15 protein-coding genes and 1 riboswitch are annotated in these 18,396 nt (G+C 39.7%); all 15 genes read right to left on the reverse strand.

What is annotated here, in order from left to right:
• Nucleotides 1-122 precede the first annotated feature (122 nt).
• Nucleotides 123-1,583, reverse strand: coding sequence for a TolC family protein (locus tag KH364_RS04625; RefSeq protein ID WP_273298775.1), 1,461 nt, complete (start codon nucleotides 1,581-1,583; stop codon nucleotides 123-125).
• Nucleotides 1,584-1,625: 42 nt separating this feature from the next.
• Complete coding sequence (locus KH364_RS04630) at nucleotides 1,626-2,885, reverse strand: MlaD family protein (protein WP_273298776.1); 1,260 nt, start codon at nucleotides 2,883-2,885, stop codon at nucleotides 1,626-1,628.
• On the reverse strand, nucleotides 2,885-3,643 hold the full coding sequence (locus KH364_RS04635) for an ABC transporter ATP-binding protein (RefSeq protein ID WP_273298777.1): 759 nt from the start codon (nucleotides 3,641-3,643) through the stop codon (nucleotides 2,885-2,887). Before KH364_RS04635 ends, KH364_RS04630 begins: the two co-directional genes overlap by 1 nt.
• Nucleotides 3,644-3,663: 20 nt before the next feature.
• Entirely contained in the window at nucleotides 3,664-4,425 is a 762-nt protein-coding gene (locus KH364_RS04640) for an ABC transporter permease (RefSeq protein WP_071587059.1), read from the reverse strand.
• 31 nt (nucleotides 4,426-4,456) lie between these two features.
• Nucleotides 4,457-6,463 (reverse strand): SpoIVB peptidase S55 domain-containing protein, encoded by a 2,007-nt coding sequence (locus KH364_RS04645; RefSeq protein WP_273298778.1) that lies wholly within the window; start codon nucleotides 6,461-6,463, stop codon nucleotides 4,457-4,459.
• Nucleotides 6,464-6,475: 12 nt separating this feature from the next.
• On the reverse strand, nucleotides 6,476-6,760 hold the full coding sequence (locus KH364_RS04650; protein WP_009352733.1) for a biotin/lipoyl-containing protein: 285 nt from the start codon (nucleotides 6,758-6,760) through the stop codon (nucleotides 6,476-6,478).
• Between the two features lie 88 nt (nucleotides 6,761-6,848).
• Nucleotides 6,849-8,192: a phosphodiester glycosidase family protein gene (locus KH364_RS04655; RefSeq protein ID WP_273298779.1), complete on the reverse strand. Its 1,344-nt coding sequence runs from the start codon at nucleotides 8,190-8,192 to the stop codon at nucleotides 6,849-6,851.
• 213 nt (nucleotides 8,193-8,405) lie between these two features.
• A complete protein-coding gene (locus tag KH364_RS04660) occupies nucleotides 8,406-9,791 on the reverse strand; it encodes a rod shape-determining protein (RefSeq protein WP_273298780.1) in 1,386 nt (461 codons plus the stop codon).
• A complete protein-coding gene (murA, locus tag KH364_RS04665; RefSeq protein WP_273298781.1) occupies nucleotides 9,772-11,037 on the reverse strand; it encodes a UDP-N-acetylglucosamine 1-carboxyvinyltransferase in 1,266 nt (421 codons plus the stop codon). Before murA ends, KH364_RS04660 begins: the two co-directional genes overlap by 20 nt.
• A gap of 216 nt (nucleotides 11,038-11,253) precedes the next feature.
• Nucleotides 11,254-12,216 (reverse strand): class II fructose-bisphosphatase, encoded by a 963-nt coding sequence (gene glpX, locus KH364_RS04670; protein ID WP_273298782.1) that lies wholly within the window; start codon nucleotides 12,214-12,216, stop codon nucleotides 11,254-11,256.
• Nucleotides 12,217-12,279: 63 nt separating this feature from the next.
• Nucleotides 12,280-12,924: a fructose-6-phosphate aldolase gene (gene fsa, locus KH364_RS04675; RefSeq protein ID WP_273298783.1), complete on the reverse strand. Its 645-nt coding sequence runs from the start codon at nucleotides 12,922-12,924 to the stop codon at nucleotides 12,280-12,282.
• A 13-nt stretch (nucleotides 12,925-12,937) separates the two neighbouring features.
• Nucleotides 12,938-14,218 (reverse strand): serine--tRNA ligase, encoded by a 1,281-nt coding sequence (gene serS, locus KH364_RS04680; RefSeq protein ID WP_265137616.1) that lies wholly within the window; start codon nucleotides 14,216-14,218, stop codon nucleotides 12,938-12,940.
• A 125-nt stretch (nucleotides 14,219-14,343) separates the two neighbouring features.
• Complete coding sequence (locus KH364_RS04685; protein WP_273298784.1) at nucleotides 14,344-15,297, reverse strand: cation diffusion facilitator family transporter; 954 nt, start codon at nucleotides 15,295-15,297, stop codon at nucleotides 14,344-14,346.
• 169 nt (nucleotides 15,298-15,466) lie between these two features.
• A complete protein-coding gene (gene guaD / locus KH364_RS04690; RefSeq protein WP_273298785.1) occupies nucleotides 15,467-16,747 on the reverse strand; it encodes a guanine deaminase in 1,281 nt (426 codons plus the stop codon).
• 105 nt (nucleotides 16,748-16,852) lie between these two features.
• Nucleotides 16,853-18,196 (reverse strand): NCS2 family permease, encoded by a 1,344-nt coding sequence (locus KH364_RS04695; protein ID WP_273298786.1) that lies wholly within the window; start codon nucleotides 18,194-18,196, stop codon nucleotides 16,853-16,855.
• Nucleotides 18,197-18,257: 61 nt separating this feature from the next.
• Nucleotides 18,258-18,356, reverse strand: a riboswitch (purine riboswitch).
• Between the last annotated feature and the right edge of the window lie 40 nt (nucleotides 18,357-18,396).

Genomic DNA, 18,396 nt, shown 5'->3' on the forward strand with positions numbered 1-18,396 from the left:
TTGCTTTTTTACGATAACATACTTAATCTAAACCAATATGAAATATACATATAAAATACGAAAGTAAATACTGAAGTAGAAAAAAAGACGACCGTAGTCGTCTTTTTAGGTTACATATTATATTATTGATTGCTACCAAGTTTTGCTAATTGTTCAAGGGCACCACTATTTGTAATAACCTCAGCACCTTGGCCAATTGGAGTATTCAATGGAACACCTGTTAATTGCTCAAGCGCTGCAATGCTAATATTGTAGTTATAAAGAGCTTGTACATAATTGTTACGAGCTGTTGTCAATTTAGTTTCTGCATCAAGAACGTCAAGGTTAGTACCAACGCCTGCACGATAACGAAGTGTAGCGATACGGAAGCTTTCTTGACCTTGAGCTACTGCAGTTTGTGTACTTTGAATCGTTTGTTCCGCAGAACGCAAATTCAAATATGCTTTTTGTACTGCTAATAAAACAGCATCTACAGTTGCTAAGTTAGCTTCTTTAGCTTGTTCAAGTTGTGCATTTGCTTTTTTAATCGCATTTTGTGTAGCACCGCCATCCCATAAACTCCAAGATGCACTAGCACCTACGCTCCAGGATTTTGTGCTTGTCCCAAAGTAACCATCTGGATCAATATAACCACGACCCGCTTTTACCGCTACAGTCGGTAAGTAGCCAGCTTTAGCAGATCTTACAGCTTCTTCAGCAGATTTCACATCAAGGGCAGATTTTACAAGCGCGGAACGATGAAGCATAGCATACGCTTTAGCTTGCTCTAATGTTACATTGTATGGCTTGTATTGTAAATCATGTTCTGCCGTAGTAATAGATGTTTGTACAGGATATGCAATGACTTGATTTAAGCTTGCTTCTGCCAAATTTGCAGTGTTTTGCGCTTTTACAAGAGATGTTTCAGAATCAGCAAGATTTGTTTTAGCTGCCAATACATCAGAGCTTGCTACTAAGCCTACATTATATTGTGCTTCTACATTTGTTACATGACCTTGATAGTCTTTAACAGCTTGTTGAGCTACATCAACGAGATTACGATTCATAATCAATGTATAGTAGCCGCTAATAGCGTCGTATTTTGCTTGTTGAAGTGCTTCTTCATAACTAGCACCAGTACCTTCACGAGTATAGCGTGCAGAATCAATGCTTGCATCAAGTTGAGGATAGAATACAGGCGCACTAATAGAGAAATTATGGCTACCAGACTTGCCACTACCAGTATCGCCTCCGGTTCTCTGTGCATTCCAAGCATAACTTACACTTGGATTTTTCCCAGCAGCTACTTGACTCACAGCAGATTTTGCGGCCTCATACCCCCACTTAGTTTGTTTTGCAGTACGGTTATTCGCCAATGCTAAATCAATAGTACGAGTCTCATTAAGAGCAAGTGCATGCTCATAAGTCTTGCTATCTTGAACTGCTTTATTAGCCAATAGCTTTTGTGTTAACTGAATAGCCTCTTTCTGATATTTAGTGAGTTGATCACCATTATTAACAGATGTAGTTACACTATCGGCAGCCATTACACCAGTAGTAGCTAAGGAGAGCATTACGCCTAAGGATAATACCTTTTTATTCATAATATGTACCTCCATACTCATAAAGAGTAAATGTATTAGTCATTAGAATACTTGTTTAATACCGAAATAGGTACCTCCATTCGTAGAGCTGAATGGTCTGGTCATTTGAATAACGCCATAGGTATCTTTATGTAAACGTATATCACTGCGAATACGATATTTACGATGATTAAGATCATACATAGCAGCAGACAAGGATACAGGGCCACGTAAATTATAATCTACGCCCACGCCCAATTCACTTTCAAAAATACCACCACGCACTAACCATTTAGAACTGATAAATTTACCTGCATTTAAATCAAATTTTGAATCATCCCCAATATTGGATAAGCCAATTTCAGCCATTCCTTTATCGTTAAATGCACGAAGTCGACCATTGATGCGGAATTCATTATCTGTTGTGTTATACAACATATCTACAGATGGTTCAACCTTAGAGGAGGACTTTTTTTCAGTAGTACCAACCTCTACAACATTTCCATTTGCATCAGTTCGATATGCTTTACCACCCATCAATTTATTGATACGAGCAGAGATTTGCGCCGTATTATGTAACGTCTCCTGAATATTTGCTTGCGCTTTAGGATCTGTTACAGTAGATTCCATGGAACGAGCCATATTATCTACACGATCCGTAGTTTGTTTTAAATTAGTTAAAATAGCACGCATATCATTGCCTGCATTACCATCAGCGTTAAATTGCTGAGCAGCTTGATTTAACTGGGCAGTTACATTTGCCATATTTTCAGTAATGGCTACTGCATTATCAGCCATCACCGCTGTAGATTGCAAGGAATGCTTGAGAGCATTTTGAGTTGCTGGATCACCAATGATATTATTGATAGACTGCAACATTTTTTCGGTGCCATCCATTAATTTCTGAGCACTTTGCATGGCTTTTTCCATAGCATCAACGCCTTCCCCTTTAACAGAGTCACCATCTTGTAAATATACTTTAGATTGGCCCGGTGAAATTTGAATATATTTATCCCCTAAGAAACCATCAGAGCCTAATGTGAAAATAGAATCACTTGGAATCTGAGTTTTTTCATCAAGCTTCATCTTAACTACAACGCCACGCGGTGTAATTTCAATATCAGAAACTGACCCGATGGCTACGCCAGAAAACTTAACTTGGTTGCCATTTTTCAAACCATTTACTTGGGCAAAATCACCAGTAATTGTCATTTGTGGTTTAGCCCATATATCAATGCGTCCTACAAACAGTATGCCCGCAATAAATAAAGCTATACCTATTATTGTGAAAGCCCCTACCTTGGCCTCCGTCGTCCACTTCATTATATATCTCCCATCGCAGATACGTTAATCGGTTCTGCTTCGCCATTAATAAACTGTTGTACCTTTTTATTTGTAGAATTCTTAAATTCTATTGTATCAGAAATCTCTACAAAACGCCCCTTATCAAGTAAAGCTATGCGATCGGCTACATAAAATGCAGATTGCATATCATGTGTTACTACGATAGAGGTACAACCAAGCCGATTTTGCATCCCTTTTATCAGCATACTAATTGTACCTGATGTAATTGGATCCAAACCAGACGATGGCTCATCATAAAGAATTAAACTCGGATCTAGTGCAATAGCACGAGCCAAGCTAACACGCTTCTTCATACCACCAGATAATTCATTTGGCATATAGGATTCATATCCTTTAAGACCAACCCAGTCGAGTCGCTCTGCCACAATGCGTTTAATCTCGTCTTCCCCTAACTTCGTATGTTGACGTAGACCAAAGGCTACGTTTTCCCCCACCGACATAGAGTCAAAAAGAGCAGAGTATTGGAACACCATGCCCATTTTTCTTCGTACTGTATTAAATTCATCTTCAGATAATGTTGTAATATCTGTGCCATCTACGATAATCTGCCCCGATGTAGGACGTTGTAAGCCAATCAGCAAGCGAAGTAATGTACTTTTACCACTACCACTACCACCTAATATAACTAATGTTTCCCCATCATTAATAGTGAGATTAACGGAGTCTAAAATCACACGCGACTCATAGGCAACTACAACATTGCGTAGTTCTATCATAAATCCCTCTAAAACTTCTACTAATATAACAAAGTAGATAAAAAGTAATTTAATACAAATACTAAAATGATACTAGTTACTACAGAACTAGTTGTGGAGAAGCCTACTGCTTCTGCGCCCATTTTAGTTTCCATCCCCTTATATGCACCTACCAACGCAATGACCGCGCCGAATACACTAGATTTAATTAAACCTAATGTAAAATCAGAAATAGTAGAGAACATTTGAATGGAATCTAAATATGTACTTGGAGCCAACCCTTTAATAGCAGTAGCTACAAAGTAACCACCGGCAATACCAATTACCACACCGTAAAAGGCCAAGATTGGAACCATTACCATACAAGCCACAACACGAGGAACTACGAGGTAACCTACTGGATCAACAGCCATAACTCGAAGAGCATCAATTTGCTCTGTTACCTTCATAGTACCAATTTCTGCAGTAATGGCAGCACCTACGCGGCCAGCTAGCACGACACCTACTAAAATAGGACCTAATTCACGTCCCATAGCTACCGCCATAAGACCACCAACTGTGCTTTGTGCGCCATATGTAATTAATACATCTGTGATCTGCAAAGTCATAACCGCACCTGCGAAGAGCAACGTCAAACTTATAATCGGCAATGAGTCCACCCCTAGGTGAGCCATCTGCTGAAATACATGCCACAGATTAATCATTTTTAGTTGTTTTATAGTGTGCCACACTAATAATGTAGCACTACCCATCTGCGATAGGCCGTTTATTACGGTTCTACCTATCGATTCAAGCCAATTCAACAGATTCACCCATTCCCCTTACAGTCTTAACTTACTCAGCTGAATTAGTACCATCAACCTTAGACTCGCCTTTTTTATCAGCCTCTTTGGACTCCTTTTTAGGGGAATCTTTTACATCCTTTTTATCGGATTTTTTAGCTTCTTTTTTATCAGCTTTGTCTTTCTTTGCTTGGTCTTCCAACTCTAATTTATGTTCCATCTTGATCTGATTTTTAACTTCTTTCACGCGTTTAGCTAATTCTTTATCACGATCAGCTGGCTTCATAACATGAATCGTAAATTGACCATCGCCTTGTACGATGTACTCAGTATCAACTGCAGTCTTTTCGATTTTTTTATCATCATCTTTGCCAGAGCTCAAGTCTTCTTGACCTGTTTTCTTTTGTACATCCCCTGGCATAGGTTTTGATTCAACATCTTTGATTTTAGCTTTTTTAACAGATTTAGAACCATCTTCATCAACTAGACTAATGCCATCTTCCAAAAATTCTACGACGATTTGATTATTTGTATCTGTTTTTTGAATTTCATCGTAAAGCTCATTAAAGTCTTTATGAATTTTTAAACGACGCAAAATTTCATCTGTTAAATTATATTTTTGTTTTTCTAAAACATATGGCAATGGAATTTCCCCACCACCACGTACTTCTAAGGTATATTTGCCAATTGCTTGATCTTCAGGAACCTTAAAGAAGATTTGTTTAACAACCTTTTCGCCGCGGAACGGTTCTAAAGTAACATCTACAACAATTGTATCCCCAGGAGAAACAACAGTAGATGATGCAGACGCATCAATGAGCTTCGCTGTTTTCTTATCTTGAGTTACTTCCGTCTCAACTGTAATGTCCGCAATTTCATAGTTTATGAATCGATTATTCATTAGAACATCGATGACATTATAGAACTCATCAACGGCTTTCTCAGAAATAGAATCAGCGCTATAGAACATATTTGTCCGCGTTAACGGCTTGTGCTCTTTTCCTTTAGGCGTAATAGTATAGGAAATTGTCGCTGTACCAGAGCCACTACGATCCAATGTTTTATTCAACATATTATACAAAGATGTAGCTGCTAAGGTTGGTGTCATTTCACTATCTTCTACTACCTTAACAGAGCTAGTTTTATCACGGCCCATATCGCGATCTTTTAGATGGAATCGCAATGGAATGCCATGAGCAATTAAACCAGATACACCAGCGATGCCGGCCCCTCTATCCTCCGTAACAGAACCTACTTCTTGTCCCATAGAGCCAAGTTTAAATGCTGCATTATAACTTTTAACTACGGTAAAAATACTCGCATTATGCATGAAGTAGTTTGAAGATCCATGCTTCAAGAACGGATGTCCAAAGGCTACGATTTTTTCACCATCTACATAAGTAACAGTACCGATAGCCCCTAATTTAAGATCTCCATCAACTAATAATGCTGCTACAGATCCACCAGCCTCTAATGGTTTTGCAATTTCATCACCACTAGCACTAGCAGTATCATAAGTTTCATATTTATATTGTGGCAGCTTGGATTTAAAGTAATCCATGGACGCCGCGTCAAAGCCATAAGCCATCAGTGGAGTTCCTAGAGGAATCAACTGCGTGTCATCCCAAGGTTTAGATAAATTCTTCTCATATGGAATATTCCATAGTTTTACCATATCCTCGATAGGAGTAATCATCCCAATTGTGCCGTCTGCAAACCCCCATCCATAGGCAACAGCGCCAACGAGCTTACCATTTATATATACAGGGCTACCACTCATACCATGAGCAATACCACCGGTTTGTTCCATAACGGAACCGGAGAATTTTGCCAAAATAAGATGACCAGATGGTCCCTTATCCTTCATGACACCAAGCACCTTTACATCAAAGGTGGAGATAGTATCCCCTACGATTACAGTTTTTGCAATACCTTCCATACCTGTAGTTACATCATTGACAGGCATGAAATCGACAGCCTGTGTAGCTGTAAGTGAAGTACAGAAGAAAAGCGCCAGTATCGCTTTTCTATACCGACGCCAAGAATGAGAAAACTTCATTCCTTCTCTCCTTTATTTACTTTCTACGGTGACAACGATTTGATCACGAGAAACGTCTGAACCCACTGTAACATTAACCGCCGATACAGTACCAGTTACAGTAGATTTAGCAGCAGCCATAGGGCCAGCTAATGTTTCGACAGTCACCAATGTTTGACCTTCTGTTACAGAAGCGCCAACAGAAACTGTAGAGGCAACTTTACCTGTTAATACACTTTGGTATGATACAGGGGCCGCCATTACAGAGCTAACACTTAAAATGCCTAGTGCAGCTAAAGCCAACACTACTCTTTTCATAACGATCCCTCCTTTTACAAAATTAGTTATGTACCTATAGTATACTAAATTATTAGCAATTTTTCAAACAAATTTGTATGCAACGAATTCATTTTATGATTATTATATCCTCATAGCTTGTAGGTGAAGAAGTTGACTTATGCACATACTCATCTTTCACAACTAAGTCAACACTACCTTGGTTAGATAACTCAGCGCCATCTACTACGCCAAGCTTAGATAATAACTTTGCCCCTTCTTTTTGAGTGACCCCCACAGATTGAAGTCCTACTTTATCAACAGCTAATACTACCAAATTATTGTCCTTTGTAGTACCTATAAAGCTACGCGCTTTATTATTAGATGAATCGGCCCCTACATAGCGACCATTTTTCATCACCATCGTCCCCGCTTGTAGACTAGCACCCCCTGTTGTGCTCACTTGAGCAAGCTCCGGTCTATTTTGTATCGAAATAGGTGTACCTACCTTTAACTTACGTAAAGCCTCGCGAGCCTCACCGTGACCTGATAATACATATTGGTTTTCCCCTAACTTAGAGTTACCATTTTGTCCACTAATAACCTTACCATTGGCTACAGTCACTTCATAGCCATAGTCATTGGTCTTCGTGGAGGGACCATAAGCATTCGTATACAATGTTAAAGCATTCTCTTTGCGCGGTGCATTTACAGCAGTAATCATAAAGCTTTCTTTTTGTGTTTTAGCTTGTAATAAGGGCTTTTTCTCTTCTATGAAATAACCGCGATTCGGAGTATACCGCAAAGTACCACGATTAGAGATACGCTCTAAATCAATAGTGCCATCGCTAGCTACAGAATAAGGACGTTCAAAACTACCACCTTTTACCTTCGCTCCAATCAAAGCAGTATGGGCCTGACTGACAGCCGCCAAGGTTTTGCCTTCCGGAACATGAGCTACTACCATAGGCGAATCATTATCTACAGTTAAAGCATAGGCTTGAATTTTACCTTCAGGCACGGTGTTATTAATCTTACTGTACGCCACAGATTTATTTACATCTTTTGTAGTCTGTTGGGCATAGCTTGAAAATAGATCTACAACGATACGTGCCGGCTTTTCCAAGGTGAACTCATGATGTTGTACATCTTTATTTGCCGTTAAAGTTACTTGTAAACTTCCATTTACTGGCTGTAAACCAATACCTTTTAGAACACCTGTCTTTGTATCATTTTGACTAATAGGCCCTGTCAGACCATTTGTAGTCCCTCCTAAGTTGAGTGTCAGAGCATGAGTTGCTTCATTATAGGATCGAGCCCACGACACAGGCATTTCAGATACATCCAAAACTATGCGGCTAGTGCCTTCATGATTAGATACGCGCACCCCAGTTAAATTACCTGCTTCAGCATAAGGAACAGTGCTGCCTAAGAAACCTAAAACAGCAAAAGTCATGTATAGATATCGTTTCATATATAATTCCTCTACAACGATAAACCATATCAATGGTCATATATTTTATATCAATTTTATACAATATACTTTTACTATAGTATACATCATAAAGATGAAAAATTCAAAAATATAAACTAAAAAACGAAGTTACTAGCTATAGAAAAATCATTAGATAATAATCAATTCATAGTTAGTAACTTCGTTACTTTTAACTTATATTAAAGTCGTATATCATTGTAACTCATCTAGTGTGTCACGGAGTTGTGACATTTCATCAAGAGCCTTCGCAACGCCCTTAATAACCGCATATCGCGGAGATTCTACTAAATATGCCGCAATACCAACAGAACGGGTAATAACGCGATCCAAACCATCGATAAGAGCACCCCCACCCGTTAGGATGATACCGTGATCATTAATGGCAGCCACAAGTTCAGGCGGTGTTTTTTCTAAAATAGATTTAATGCCCTCTAAAATATTCATGACTTGTGCCTCTAAAGCACGCTGAATTTCTAAAGAGTTCACCGCTACCATCTTTGGTAAACCAGAGCTCGCATCACGTCCACGTACCTCTATAGTACGTTCCTTAGCACGGCGATCCACGGTGCCTACAGAAATTTTAATCTTTTCTGCTGTTAATGGCCCAATGACAAGACGCTTCTTTCGGCGAATATAACGAATAATAGATTCGTTAAAAGAATCTCCACCTATACGGAGAGATTCACTTACAACGACACCTGTATCGCAAAGAACGGCAATATCCGTGGTACCACCACCAACATCAACAACCATAGCACCTACTTGCTTAGCATCGTTGAGACCAGTCCCCATAGCAGCAGCCAGTGGCTCTTCAATGAGAACAGTCTTTTTAGCACCGGTTCTAAGCAAAGCCTCTAAAATGGCGCGCTTCTCCACAGGTGTAATACCTGATGGAACACATACGATAATCCGTGTTTTCATCAATCGAGAAGCAGGTACAACGGAGCGAATAAAGTACTTTAACATGAATTCTGTCATATCATAGTCTGCAATAACACCAGCTTGAACAGGTCGGATGACAGATATTCCCTTTGGCGTACGACCTACCATGGAACGGGCCGCCTCGCCTAAAGCAAGAATATCCCCCGTTTTATCATCTCGAGCGATATAAGACGGTTCATCAAGCACCAAGCCCTTTCCCTTAGCAAAAATGAGAATGCTGGCAGTCCCTAAATCGATACCTAAATCAAAGTTCAAGGATCGATTCAAGCGTCCCATCAAATCTCCAACTTGCTCAGGACGAACTAAGCGCTTTAATGTCATGGCAGGCGTAGTTTTAGCAATGGCTACGGTTTCACGACTACGGCGCTCTGCACGGCGCATTTTTGTGACCTTAACCATGGCCTCGCGCATATTAGAGGCTAAGTGATTCGCTTGTTTTGCAACACCTTCTGAAAGTTTCGTAGACTTGCGCTTTGTTCTACGCAAGGGCTTACGAGTCGCGCTCGCCTTAGAGTTTTCAACCTTTGCAGCACCTAGGTTTTGTTGCTCGTTGTATAAAGCCGGCCCTTTAGAGCGCCGGCTTCTTTTCTTATTATTCTGTTTTGGCTCTGTACTCTTATTCGTCAACCCGAACAATATCAGCACCTAACCTTTGCAATTTACCTACAAAATCATCATAGCCACGGTCGATATGATGTAGACGACCTACCTCAGTTCTACCTTCTGCAGTCAACGCAGCACAAACAAGAGCTGCACCAGCACGCAAGTCAGTAGCATTTACTACGGCACCGTGCAAGCGAGGCATACCTTCTACAATCGCTTGGCGATTATCGATATCGATATGAGCACCCATCTTACGAAGTTCAGCTACGTGCATGAAGCGGTTCTCAAATACCGTTTCTGTTACTGTACTTGTACCTTCTGCAATCGTAGTGAGCGCCATAAATTGAGCTTGCATATCTGTTGGGAAGCCAGGATATGGTAATGTTTTAATATCAACAGCTTTAATGCCTTTACCAGTGCTGATAACGCGAATACCGTCGATTTCTTCCTCTACAGTAACGCCAGCTTCTTTTAATTTAGCTACTACAGGCTTCAAATGTTCTGGTAACGCATTTTCTACGAATACATCACCGCCAGCCATAGCCGCTGCAATCAAGTATGTACCAGCTTCAATACGGTCAGGAATAACCGTATGAATAGCACCATGCAATTGAGGTACACCTTCAATACGGATTACGTTTGTACCAGCACCGCGGATATTGGCGCCCATAGCGTTCAAGAATGTTGCTAAATCAACGATTTCAGGCTCTTCTGCAGCATTTTCAATAACAGTTTTACCTTCTGCCATAGAAGCGGCCATAATTACGTTTTCTGTAGCCCCTACACTTGGGAAGTCCAAGTAAATTTGAGTACCTTTAAGGCCTTCAGGAGCATGAGCATATACATAATCTTCAGTAATTTCAATTTTAGCACCTAAAGCTTCAAAAGCTTTTAAGTGAAGATCGATAGGACGCGCGCCGATAGCACAGCCACCAGGCATGGAGATTTTAGCCTCCCCTTTACGCGCCAAAAGAGGCCCCATTACAAGGAAGGATGCACGCATTTTACGTACAAGTTCATAAGGAGCTTCAGTAGCAGTCAATGTAGACGCATCAAAAATGATTTCATCATCTGCTTCATTACGAGTAATTTTAACCCCCAAAGACTCGATAACTTGGCAAATCGTACCTACATCTTCCAAATTTGGAATTTCAAGTAATTTACTAGGCGTTGATGCTAGCAAAGTACCGGCAATAATAGGGAGTACCGCATTTTTAGCACTACTAACACGTACACGGCCTTCCAAGCGATTGCCACCTTGAATGATTAGCTTTTCCAACAGAATTCCTCCTACACTTTATATCGATCATCTTGTATAAACTACAAGACGTTGTATTTATAACGTCATATACTAAATGTTATTATACTATTTTTCGATATATCTCATCAAGAGAATGTGAGAAAATACTGAGAAAAAAGCCCCTCTTTTTTTGAATCGTTTCACCCAAAAATATTGTTAAATTTTTAGGTCCCATTCATGTAGAGGGGCTTCTTATTATTTTGCTTTTAAGGATTTCAATTTGTCATCCATGTGTACAGTATCAAGGAAGCGTACAGTACCAGTTTTAGAGCGCATTACGATAGTATGTGTACGCGCACCACCTGGGAAGTATTGAATTGGGTTCAATAGATTACCACGTGTAATGGCTGTAGCCGCAAAGATAACATCATCAGTGCGAACTAGATCATCCAAAGTAAGAACTTGGTTTACATCGGTAATACCCATTTCATGGCAACGACGAATTTCTTCATCAGTTTCTGGTTTTAAGCGAGCTTGCATATCACCGCCTACACATTTTAATGCAGCAGCAGCCAATACACCTTCTGGTGCACCACCAGTACCAACAACCATGTGTACACCAGAACCTTCGATACAACATTCCATAGCTGGGTTAACATCACCGTCGGAGATGAGCATAATACGAGCACCTACTTCGCGCGCTTCTTTCATCAAACCTTGATGACGCTCACGATCGAGCATAACCAACGTAATTTCCTCTACAGTACGTTCCATTTTAGCAGCTACATTTTTAATGTTTTCAGTCAAAGATTTTGTAATATCGATAGCACCTGCACCGCGAGGACCAACACAAAGTTTCTCCATGTACATATCTGGTGCATGTAATAAACCACCTTTTTCAGCAATTGCCATAACTGCAATAGCACCGTTTTGACCTTTCGCAATTAAGTTTGTACCTTCAATAGGGTCAACTGCGATATCTACTTCTGGACCACCTGCACCTACATGTTCACCAATGTAAAGCATAGGAGCTTCGTCAATTTCACCTTCACCGATAACTACAGTACCAGAAATACGAACAGAGTCAAAAGCTTGACGCATAGCGTCTACAGCTAGACCATCAGCTGCGTCTTTTTGACCGCGACCAAGCAAACGACCACTGCGCAAAGCGGCTGCTTCAACGACACGAGCAAATTCCAAAGATAATGTACGATCCATAATGGGCCTCCTTATAAGTCCTCTATGTTTTGATATGACTCCTACCCAGAGTCTTTACTTAACTTATTGATTAGCTTGTTTCCAATCTTCCATAAACTTCGCAAGGCCTGCATCAGTCAACGGATGTTTCATAGCTTGCATAAGCACTTTAAATGGAACGGTTGCAATATGAGCACCCGCTTTAGCACATTGAATGATGTGCAACGGCGTTCTCACACTAGCAGCAATGATTTCAGTTTCAATTTCATGAATAGCAAAGATGTCTGCAATATCTTGAATCAATGTAAGGCCATCCATGCTGATGTCATCAATGCGACCAACAAAGGGACTAACATAAGTAGCACCTGCACGAGCCGCCAACAACGCTTGGTTAGCAGAGAAGATTAAAGTTACATTTGTTTTAATGCCTTCTTTGCTTAAAACTGCAACGGCTTTAAGACCTTCAGGAGTCATAGGTACTTTAATAACTACATTAGAGCCTAATTTTACAAGATCATGTGCTTCTCTTACCATTCCTTCAGCATCAGTGGAAATAACCTCTGCACTAACAGGACCTTCTACAAGACTTGCAATTTCAGAAATAACTTGCTTTAAGTCCCGTTTGGCTTTCACGATAAGAGATGGATTTGTCGTAACACCATCAATAAAACCAAAGGCATAGGCCTCTTTAATCTCATCAAATTCTGCTGTATCAATAAAGAATTTCATAGAATTCCCCCTCTTATTTCGCAGGTGTAATGACTTCAACGCCACCCATATAAGGTACCAAAACCTTTGGAATCACTACGGAACCATCAGCTTGTTGGCAATTTTCTAAAATAGCTGCCACTGTACGGCCCACCGCAAGACCAGAACCATTTAATGTATGAACAAATTCAGGTTTGCCTTTAGGACCACGACGGAATTTAATATTAGCACGACGAGCTTGGAAGTCTGTCATATTGGAGCAAGAAGAAATTTCTCTGTACTTGCCTTGAGCTGGCATCCATACCTCTACGTCATATGTTTTAGCAGAACCAAAGCCCATATCACCTGTACAAAGAGTGATAACACGGAATGGTAATTCTAATAAACGTAATACTTCTTCTGCATTATCTGTCAAAGTTTCTAATTCTTTGAAAGAGTCTTCAGGTTTAGCTAATTTTACCATTTCAACTTTGTTGAATTGATGTTGACGAATAAGACCACGAGTATCGCGACCTGCAGAACCTGCTTCAGCACGGAAACATGCAGTGAATGCAGTGTAGTATTTAGGTAATTCCTCTTCGCTCAAGATTTCACCACCATGGTAGTTAGTCAATGTAACCTCAGCAGTAGGAATCAAGAAATATTCTGTATCCGCTACATGGTACATATCTTCAGCAAATTTAGGTAATTGACCAGTACCAGTCAATGTTTCACGAGTTACCATATATGGAGTCATCATTTCAGTATAGCCGTGTTTGTCTACATGAAGATCAACCATGAAATTGATCAAGGCACGTTCTAAACGAGCACCTAAACCTTTATATACAGTGAAACGGGCACCACTCATTTTGCCAGCGCGGTTAAAATCTAGAATATCAAGACTTTCACCTAAATCCCAATGAGCTTGCACTTCAAAATCAAATTGACGTGGTTCACCCCATTTGCGTTGCTCTACGTTCTCCTCTTCATCAGCACCAACTGGAACAGATGGATCACACATATTTGGCAACATCAATGCCGCATCACGCAAATTAGTTTCTACTTCGCGAATACGGTTATCAAGCTCAGCAATTTCGTCGCCTACTTTTTTCATTTCTGCGATTTTATCATCTGCATTTTCTTTATTGCGTTTTAATTGGCTAATTTCTTCAGTTACGGAATTGCGAAGCGCTTTTAATTCTTCTACCTTACCAATCAACTGACGACGTTCATCATAAGCGGATACAAAGGTTTCCAAATCGCCTGTTGTGTGACGGTTATCTAAGTTTTGTTGCACTAAATCAATATTTTCTCGGACAAATTTTAAATCTAACATGCTATAAACCTCATTTTCCAACTATGCTACGTACAATATATTCAATACGTTTAAGTATACCATATATTGGTGTATTTATCATTAAATTATACGTTATATACTAATCGTTTCATCAACATTTTATACTACTCATCATCGTCTTCGTCTAGCAAATAATCTTTTGCCATCCATTTGCGAGTGCCTGTGAAAGATATGGTAACCCACTTCTCTGTGGAATTACCGCCGATTTCTTGGTCAATTTCGTTGCGAATTGCATCAATCTCAGCAATTGTCTGATATGGGAAATTCTTGCGAACTAAAATATCAATCTCGATGATACGGGTATTGCCATATACTTGCACACTCGTTACATAATCTTTGAAATTATATTTCTCCATAAAACGATCCATAATTTCTTGTACTTCATTATGTAATGAAGACGGTGCCCACCCCAAGATTTGCTTCATAGATGGCACAATAATATGAATCGCAGACGGTAACATCTGTACGGCTAATACAATTAATACGATAGGGTCAATATAAGCTGCCCATTCAGCGTATGCCGTTCCTTCTAGCATGGTAGCTACCACAAAGCTAATCAAAATAGCCGCCTCTAACAAGGCATCTACATACCAACTTACATTATCAAACTTAATCAAGTTAGACTGTAAACTTTTATTAATACGACGTACATATAAATAATACGCAGTATCTGCAACAGTAAAGAATATAGCATAATAAATAGCTGGTCCAAAGTCTACATGACGACCACCAGATAAAAGGTCTGTAATACCACTCGATAAAGCATAAATGACAATAAGTAAAATAAAGAAACCTTCTACAGCTAACACAAGCGGTTCAAATTGCCAGAAGCCAAACTGGAATCGCTTACTTGTTTCTCTCGCTACAAGCTTAGCAGTCATAAGCATCATAATCTTAATAACTACGTCCACGAAGGAAAATACACCATCTAATAAGACGGCACTAGACCCTGTAACAATCCCCATTATAGTACCACTAACGGCCACAAGTGCCATCAAGGCAACAGACTGCATTAATAACTTTTGTTCAATAGAGCGCCTTGCGCCTAATATATCCATTAAGTTCCCCACTTTCTTAATTTTTACATCCTTTTATTATACACCAAGTACATTGATACGCAAAAAGCAGCTGATTTGAATGTGTTTCAAATCAGCTGCTTGTAATGTATCAATATTCTTTTTCTATAAGGAGTAAATTTTCAATCTTTGGAATCCTTTTAATCCTTATTTAGTTCGTAGGCTCTGGAGCTACTTTACCAGCTACATAGCGCTCTACGATGTGTCGATCATCGCCTACGTACAACCAACGTTCCAATCGCTCTTCTAAGGAGCGTTCATTAGGGTCAAACAACGTCGTATCGTCGATAACAAGAGCATCAAGTTCACAACCTTTTTCAAAGCTGCCCACCTTGCCAAAGAACTTACCGCCGCCCTTTGTAGCCATATAGAAGGCTTCACTCAATGTAAGTGGCGCATACGTTTGATCCACTTCCACCCATTTCATCTTGGATAGTCCAATGGCTTCGGTAAGAACCTTCGCCATGGATACAATATGTCCACCAGAAATATCGGAACCTAAGCCAATAGGTATTTTCCGTTCAAACAATTTACGAATCGGTGCAATGCCACTAGATAAATTTACATTTGAATACGGGCAATGAGACACCATAGTTTGTGTTTCTGCCATGCGGTCCATTTCTACGTCACTTAAATGAATGCAATGAGCCATCACTGTCTGCACCTTCCCCATGAGATGATGTTCATAGTATACATCTGTATAATTAGCTGCCTCAGGATGTAGGGCTGCTACCCATTCAATTTCACCATGATTTTCTGACAAGTGAGATTGAACCGGCACATTATACGCTTCTGCCAAGTTACCTAAACCACTCATTAACTCGCTTGTACAAGATGGAACAAAACGAGGCGTAATAATTGGTTTTACTAAAGGACCAAATTGAGCTGATGCTTCTAACCACTCTTTAGTATCAGCTAAGGATTGTTGTGTGTCTTCAATTAAAAATTCTGGACTATTGCGGTCCATATTGACCTTGCCTACATAGGCAGATAAACCTGCTTTTTGTAAAAGCTCCATCAATACTAATGTACTATCTTTATGAATCGTACCAAACAAGATGCTTCGCGTCGTGCCATTTCGCCATAAGTCGTGTACAAAGGCGCCATATACTAAACGAGCATATTCTTGATCACTAAACTTTGCTTCCTCTGGGAAGGTATAGGTTTCAAGCCAAGGTAAGAGTTCCTTATCCATACCTAAACCGCGATTGCAATATTGCGGTGCATGTGCATGAGTATCCACAAAACCGGGGATGATGAGATGATCACCATAATCTGTAATCGGATGTTCTCCATACGCTGGTGGTATACTTTCACCACAATGAACAACTACACCATCGACGGCAATAACATAACCTTGTTGAATAGCTACAAACTCTGATGGACGTGGTGTATATAAAATATTTCCTTTTAAAATGATTGTTGAATTCATATAACCTCCTCGCATGTTCATGATTATAGATGAGTCGCTCTATACCACATGCTAGATTAATTTTCAATCAATATACAATGCTATATGATTCATAGTATAGACATTTTAGATGGCAAAGTGAATAATAAATGCCAATGTCATGATATACATAATAGGATGAATTTCATGACGACGACCTGTAGTCAATTTAATCAATGTATAAGAGATAAAACCAAAAGATAAACCTTGAGCAATACTGAATGTTAAAGGCATAAGAAGAATTGTTAAGAATGCTGGCAATGCTTCTGTAAAGTCAGTGAAGTCGATATGTGTTACTTCACTCATCATAAATACGCCAATTGTGATAAGTACCGGTGCTGTCGCTTGTGGTGGTACCAATAAGAACAATGGTGCAAAGAACAAGGCTACCAAGTATAAAAGACCTGTTACAACTGCTGTAAGACCCGTACGACCCCCGTCGGCAACGGCTGCCGCACTTTCAATGTAAGAAGTAACTGTAGAAGTACCTACAACGGCACCTGCTGCAGCACCAATAGAAGTACATAGCAAGGCTTTGTCTAACCCTTCGAACTTACCATCTTCATTTATCAAATTTGCTTTTCTCGTTACACCGATCAATGTGCCGATATTATCAAACATATCTACAATAGTGATGGAGAAAATAATAGAGAAAATACCATATTTAATAGCCCCCATTATATCTAGTTGACCGAATGTATCAACTGGAACTGGTGGCACCAAGTTAAAGATATCTGCACTTGTAGCAGGTATCTTAGTTAAACCTAAAGCCATTGCTGCAATTGTAGTAAACGCCATGCCGATTAGCAAGCCGCCTTTAACTTGTTTTGCCAGCAAAATACTAGTAATAAATAAGCCTAATAAAGTCAATAATACCGCTGGATCTTGCATATTACCTAGGGTTACAAAGGTTGCATTATTAGGTACGATAATATGAGCATTTTTAAAACCGATGAAAGCAACGAATAAACCAATACCTACACCAATCGATGTTTTCAGTACTTGTGGAATACCATCTACAATTTTGTTAAGAACTTTAGTAACCGTTAAAATAACAAATACTGTACCGGAAATAAAAACGGCCCCCAATGCAGTTTGCCAACTAAGACCCATGGCACCACAAATAGTGTACGAGAAGAACGCACTGAGACCAAGTCCTGGTGCTACGATAACAGGAACATTAGCCACTAAACCGATAAGCATGGTCGCAAAAGCTGTTGTTAACACAACCGCTGCCACTGCACTAGCATGCGGCATGCCTGATACAGATAATAAGTTTGGTATTACTGCCAGAATATATACTGACGCAATAAACATCGTAATACCTGCAAAAAACTCAGTTTTCACTGATGTGCCATGTTGGGTTAACTTGAAAAAGCGATCAAGAAAACCATTTGCTTCATTTGTTCTTTCGTACTCCATTGAACTCATCTCATATTCCTCCAAACTTTTAGAAAAAAATAAAATGGATAAATAAAAAACGACTACAAGAGCATCATAAAGATGCTCTTGTAGTCGTAAATCTCGGTTTACGCTAGAGACCCTTGACCCATCCCGTCAAGGTTATACAAGATTAGTAATATGTCTATACAGTTAATCCTTATCTGCTATTTACTATTGATAAGGCTAAA

Origin of the sequence: Veillonella sp. oral taxon 158 (assembly GCF_018376515.1) — a bacterium.
Classification (GTDB): domain Bacteria; phylum Bacillota; class Negativicutes; order Veillonellales; family Veillonellaceae; genus Veillonella; species Veillonella rogosae.

Excerpts from the sequence above, each read along its gene's own strand:
- guaD (WP_273298785.1), bottom strand. The coding sequence starts at position 16,747 with ATGAATTCAACAATCATTTTAAAAGGAAATATTTTATATACACCACGT.
- glpX (WP_273298782.1), bottom strand. The coding sequence starts at position 12,216 with ATGGATCGTACATTATCTTTGGAATTTGCTCGTGTCGTTGAAGCAGCC.
- KH364_RS04655 (WP_273298779.1), bottom strand. The coding sequence starts at position 8,192 with ATGAAACGATATCTATACATGACTTTTGCTGTTTTAGGTTTCTTAGGC.
- KH364_RS04645 (WP_273298778.1), bottom strand. The coding sequence starts at position 6,463 with ATGAAGTTTTCTCATTCTTGGCGTCGGTATAGAAAAGCGATACTGGCG.
- KH364_RS04650 (WP_009352733.1), bottom strand. The coding sequence starts at position 6,760 with ATGAAAAGAGTAGTGTTGGCTTTAGCTGCACTAGGCATTTTAAGTGTT.
- KH364_RS04695 (WP_273298786.1), bottom strand. The coding sequence starts at position 18,196 with ATGAGTTCAATGGAGTACGAAAGAACAAATGAAGCAAATGGTTTTCTT.
- KH364_RS04630 (WP_273298776.1), bottom strand. The coding sequence starts at position 2,885 with ATGAAGTGGACGACGGAGGCCAAGGTAGGGGCTTTCACAATAATAGGT.
- serS (WP_265137616.1), bottom strand. The coding sequence starts at position 14,218 with ATGTTAGATTTAAAATTTGTCCGAGAAAATATTGATTTAGTGCAACAA.
- KH364_RS04635 (WP_273298777.1), bottom strand. The coding sequence starts at position 3,643 with ATGATAGAACTACGCAATGTTGTAGTTGCCTATGAGTCGCGTGTGATT.
- KH364_RS04685 (WP_273298784.1), bottom strand. The coding sequence starts at position 15,297 with ATGGATATATTAGGCGCAAGGCGCTCTATTGAACAAAAGTTATTAATG.
- fsa (WP_273298783.1), bottom strand. The coding sequence starts at position 12,924 with ATGAAATTCTTTATTGATACAGCAGAATTTGATGAGATTAAAGAGGCC.
- KH364_RS04625 (WP_273298775.1), bottom strand. The coding sequence starts at position 1,583 with ATGAATAAAAAGGTATTATCCTTAGGCGTAATGCTCTCCTTAGCTACT.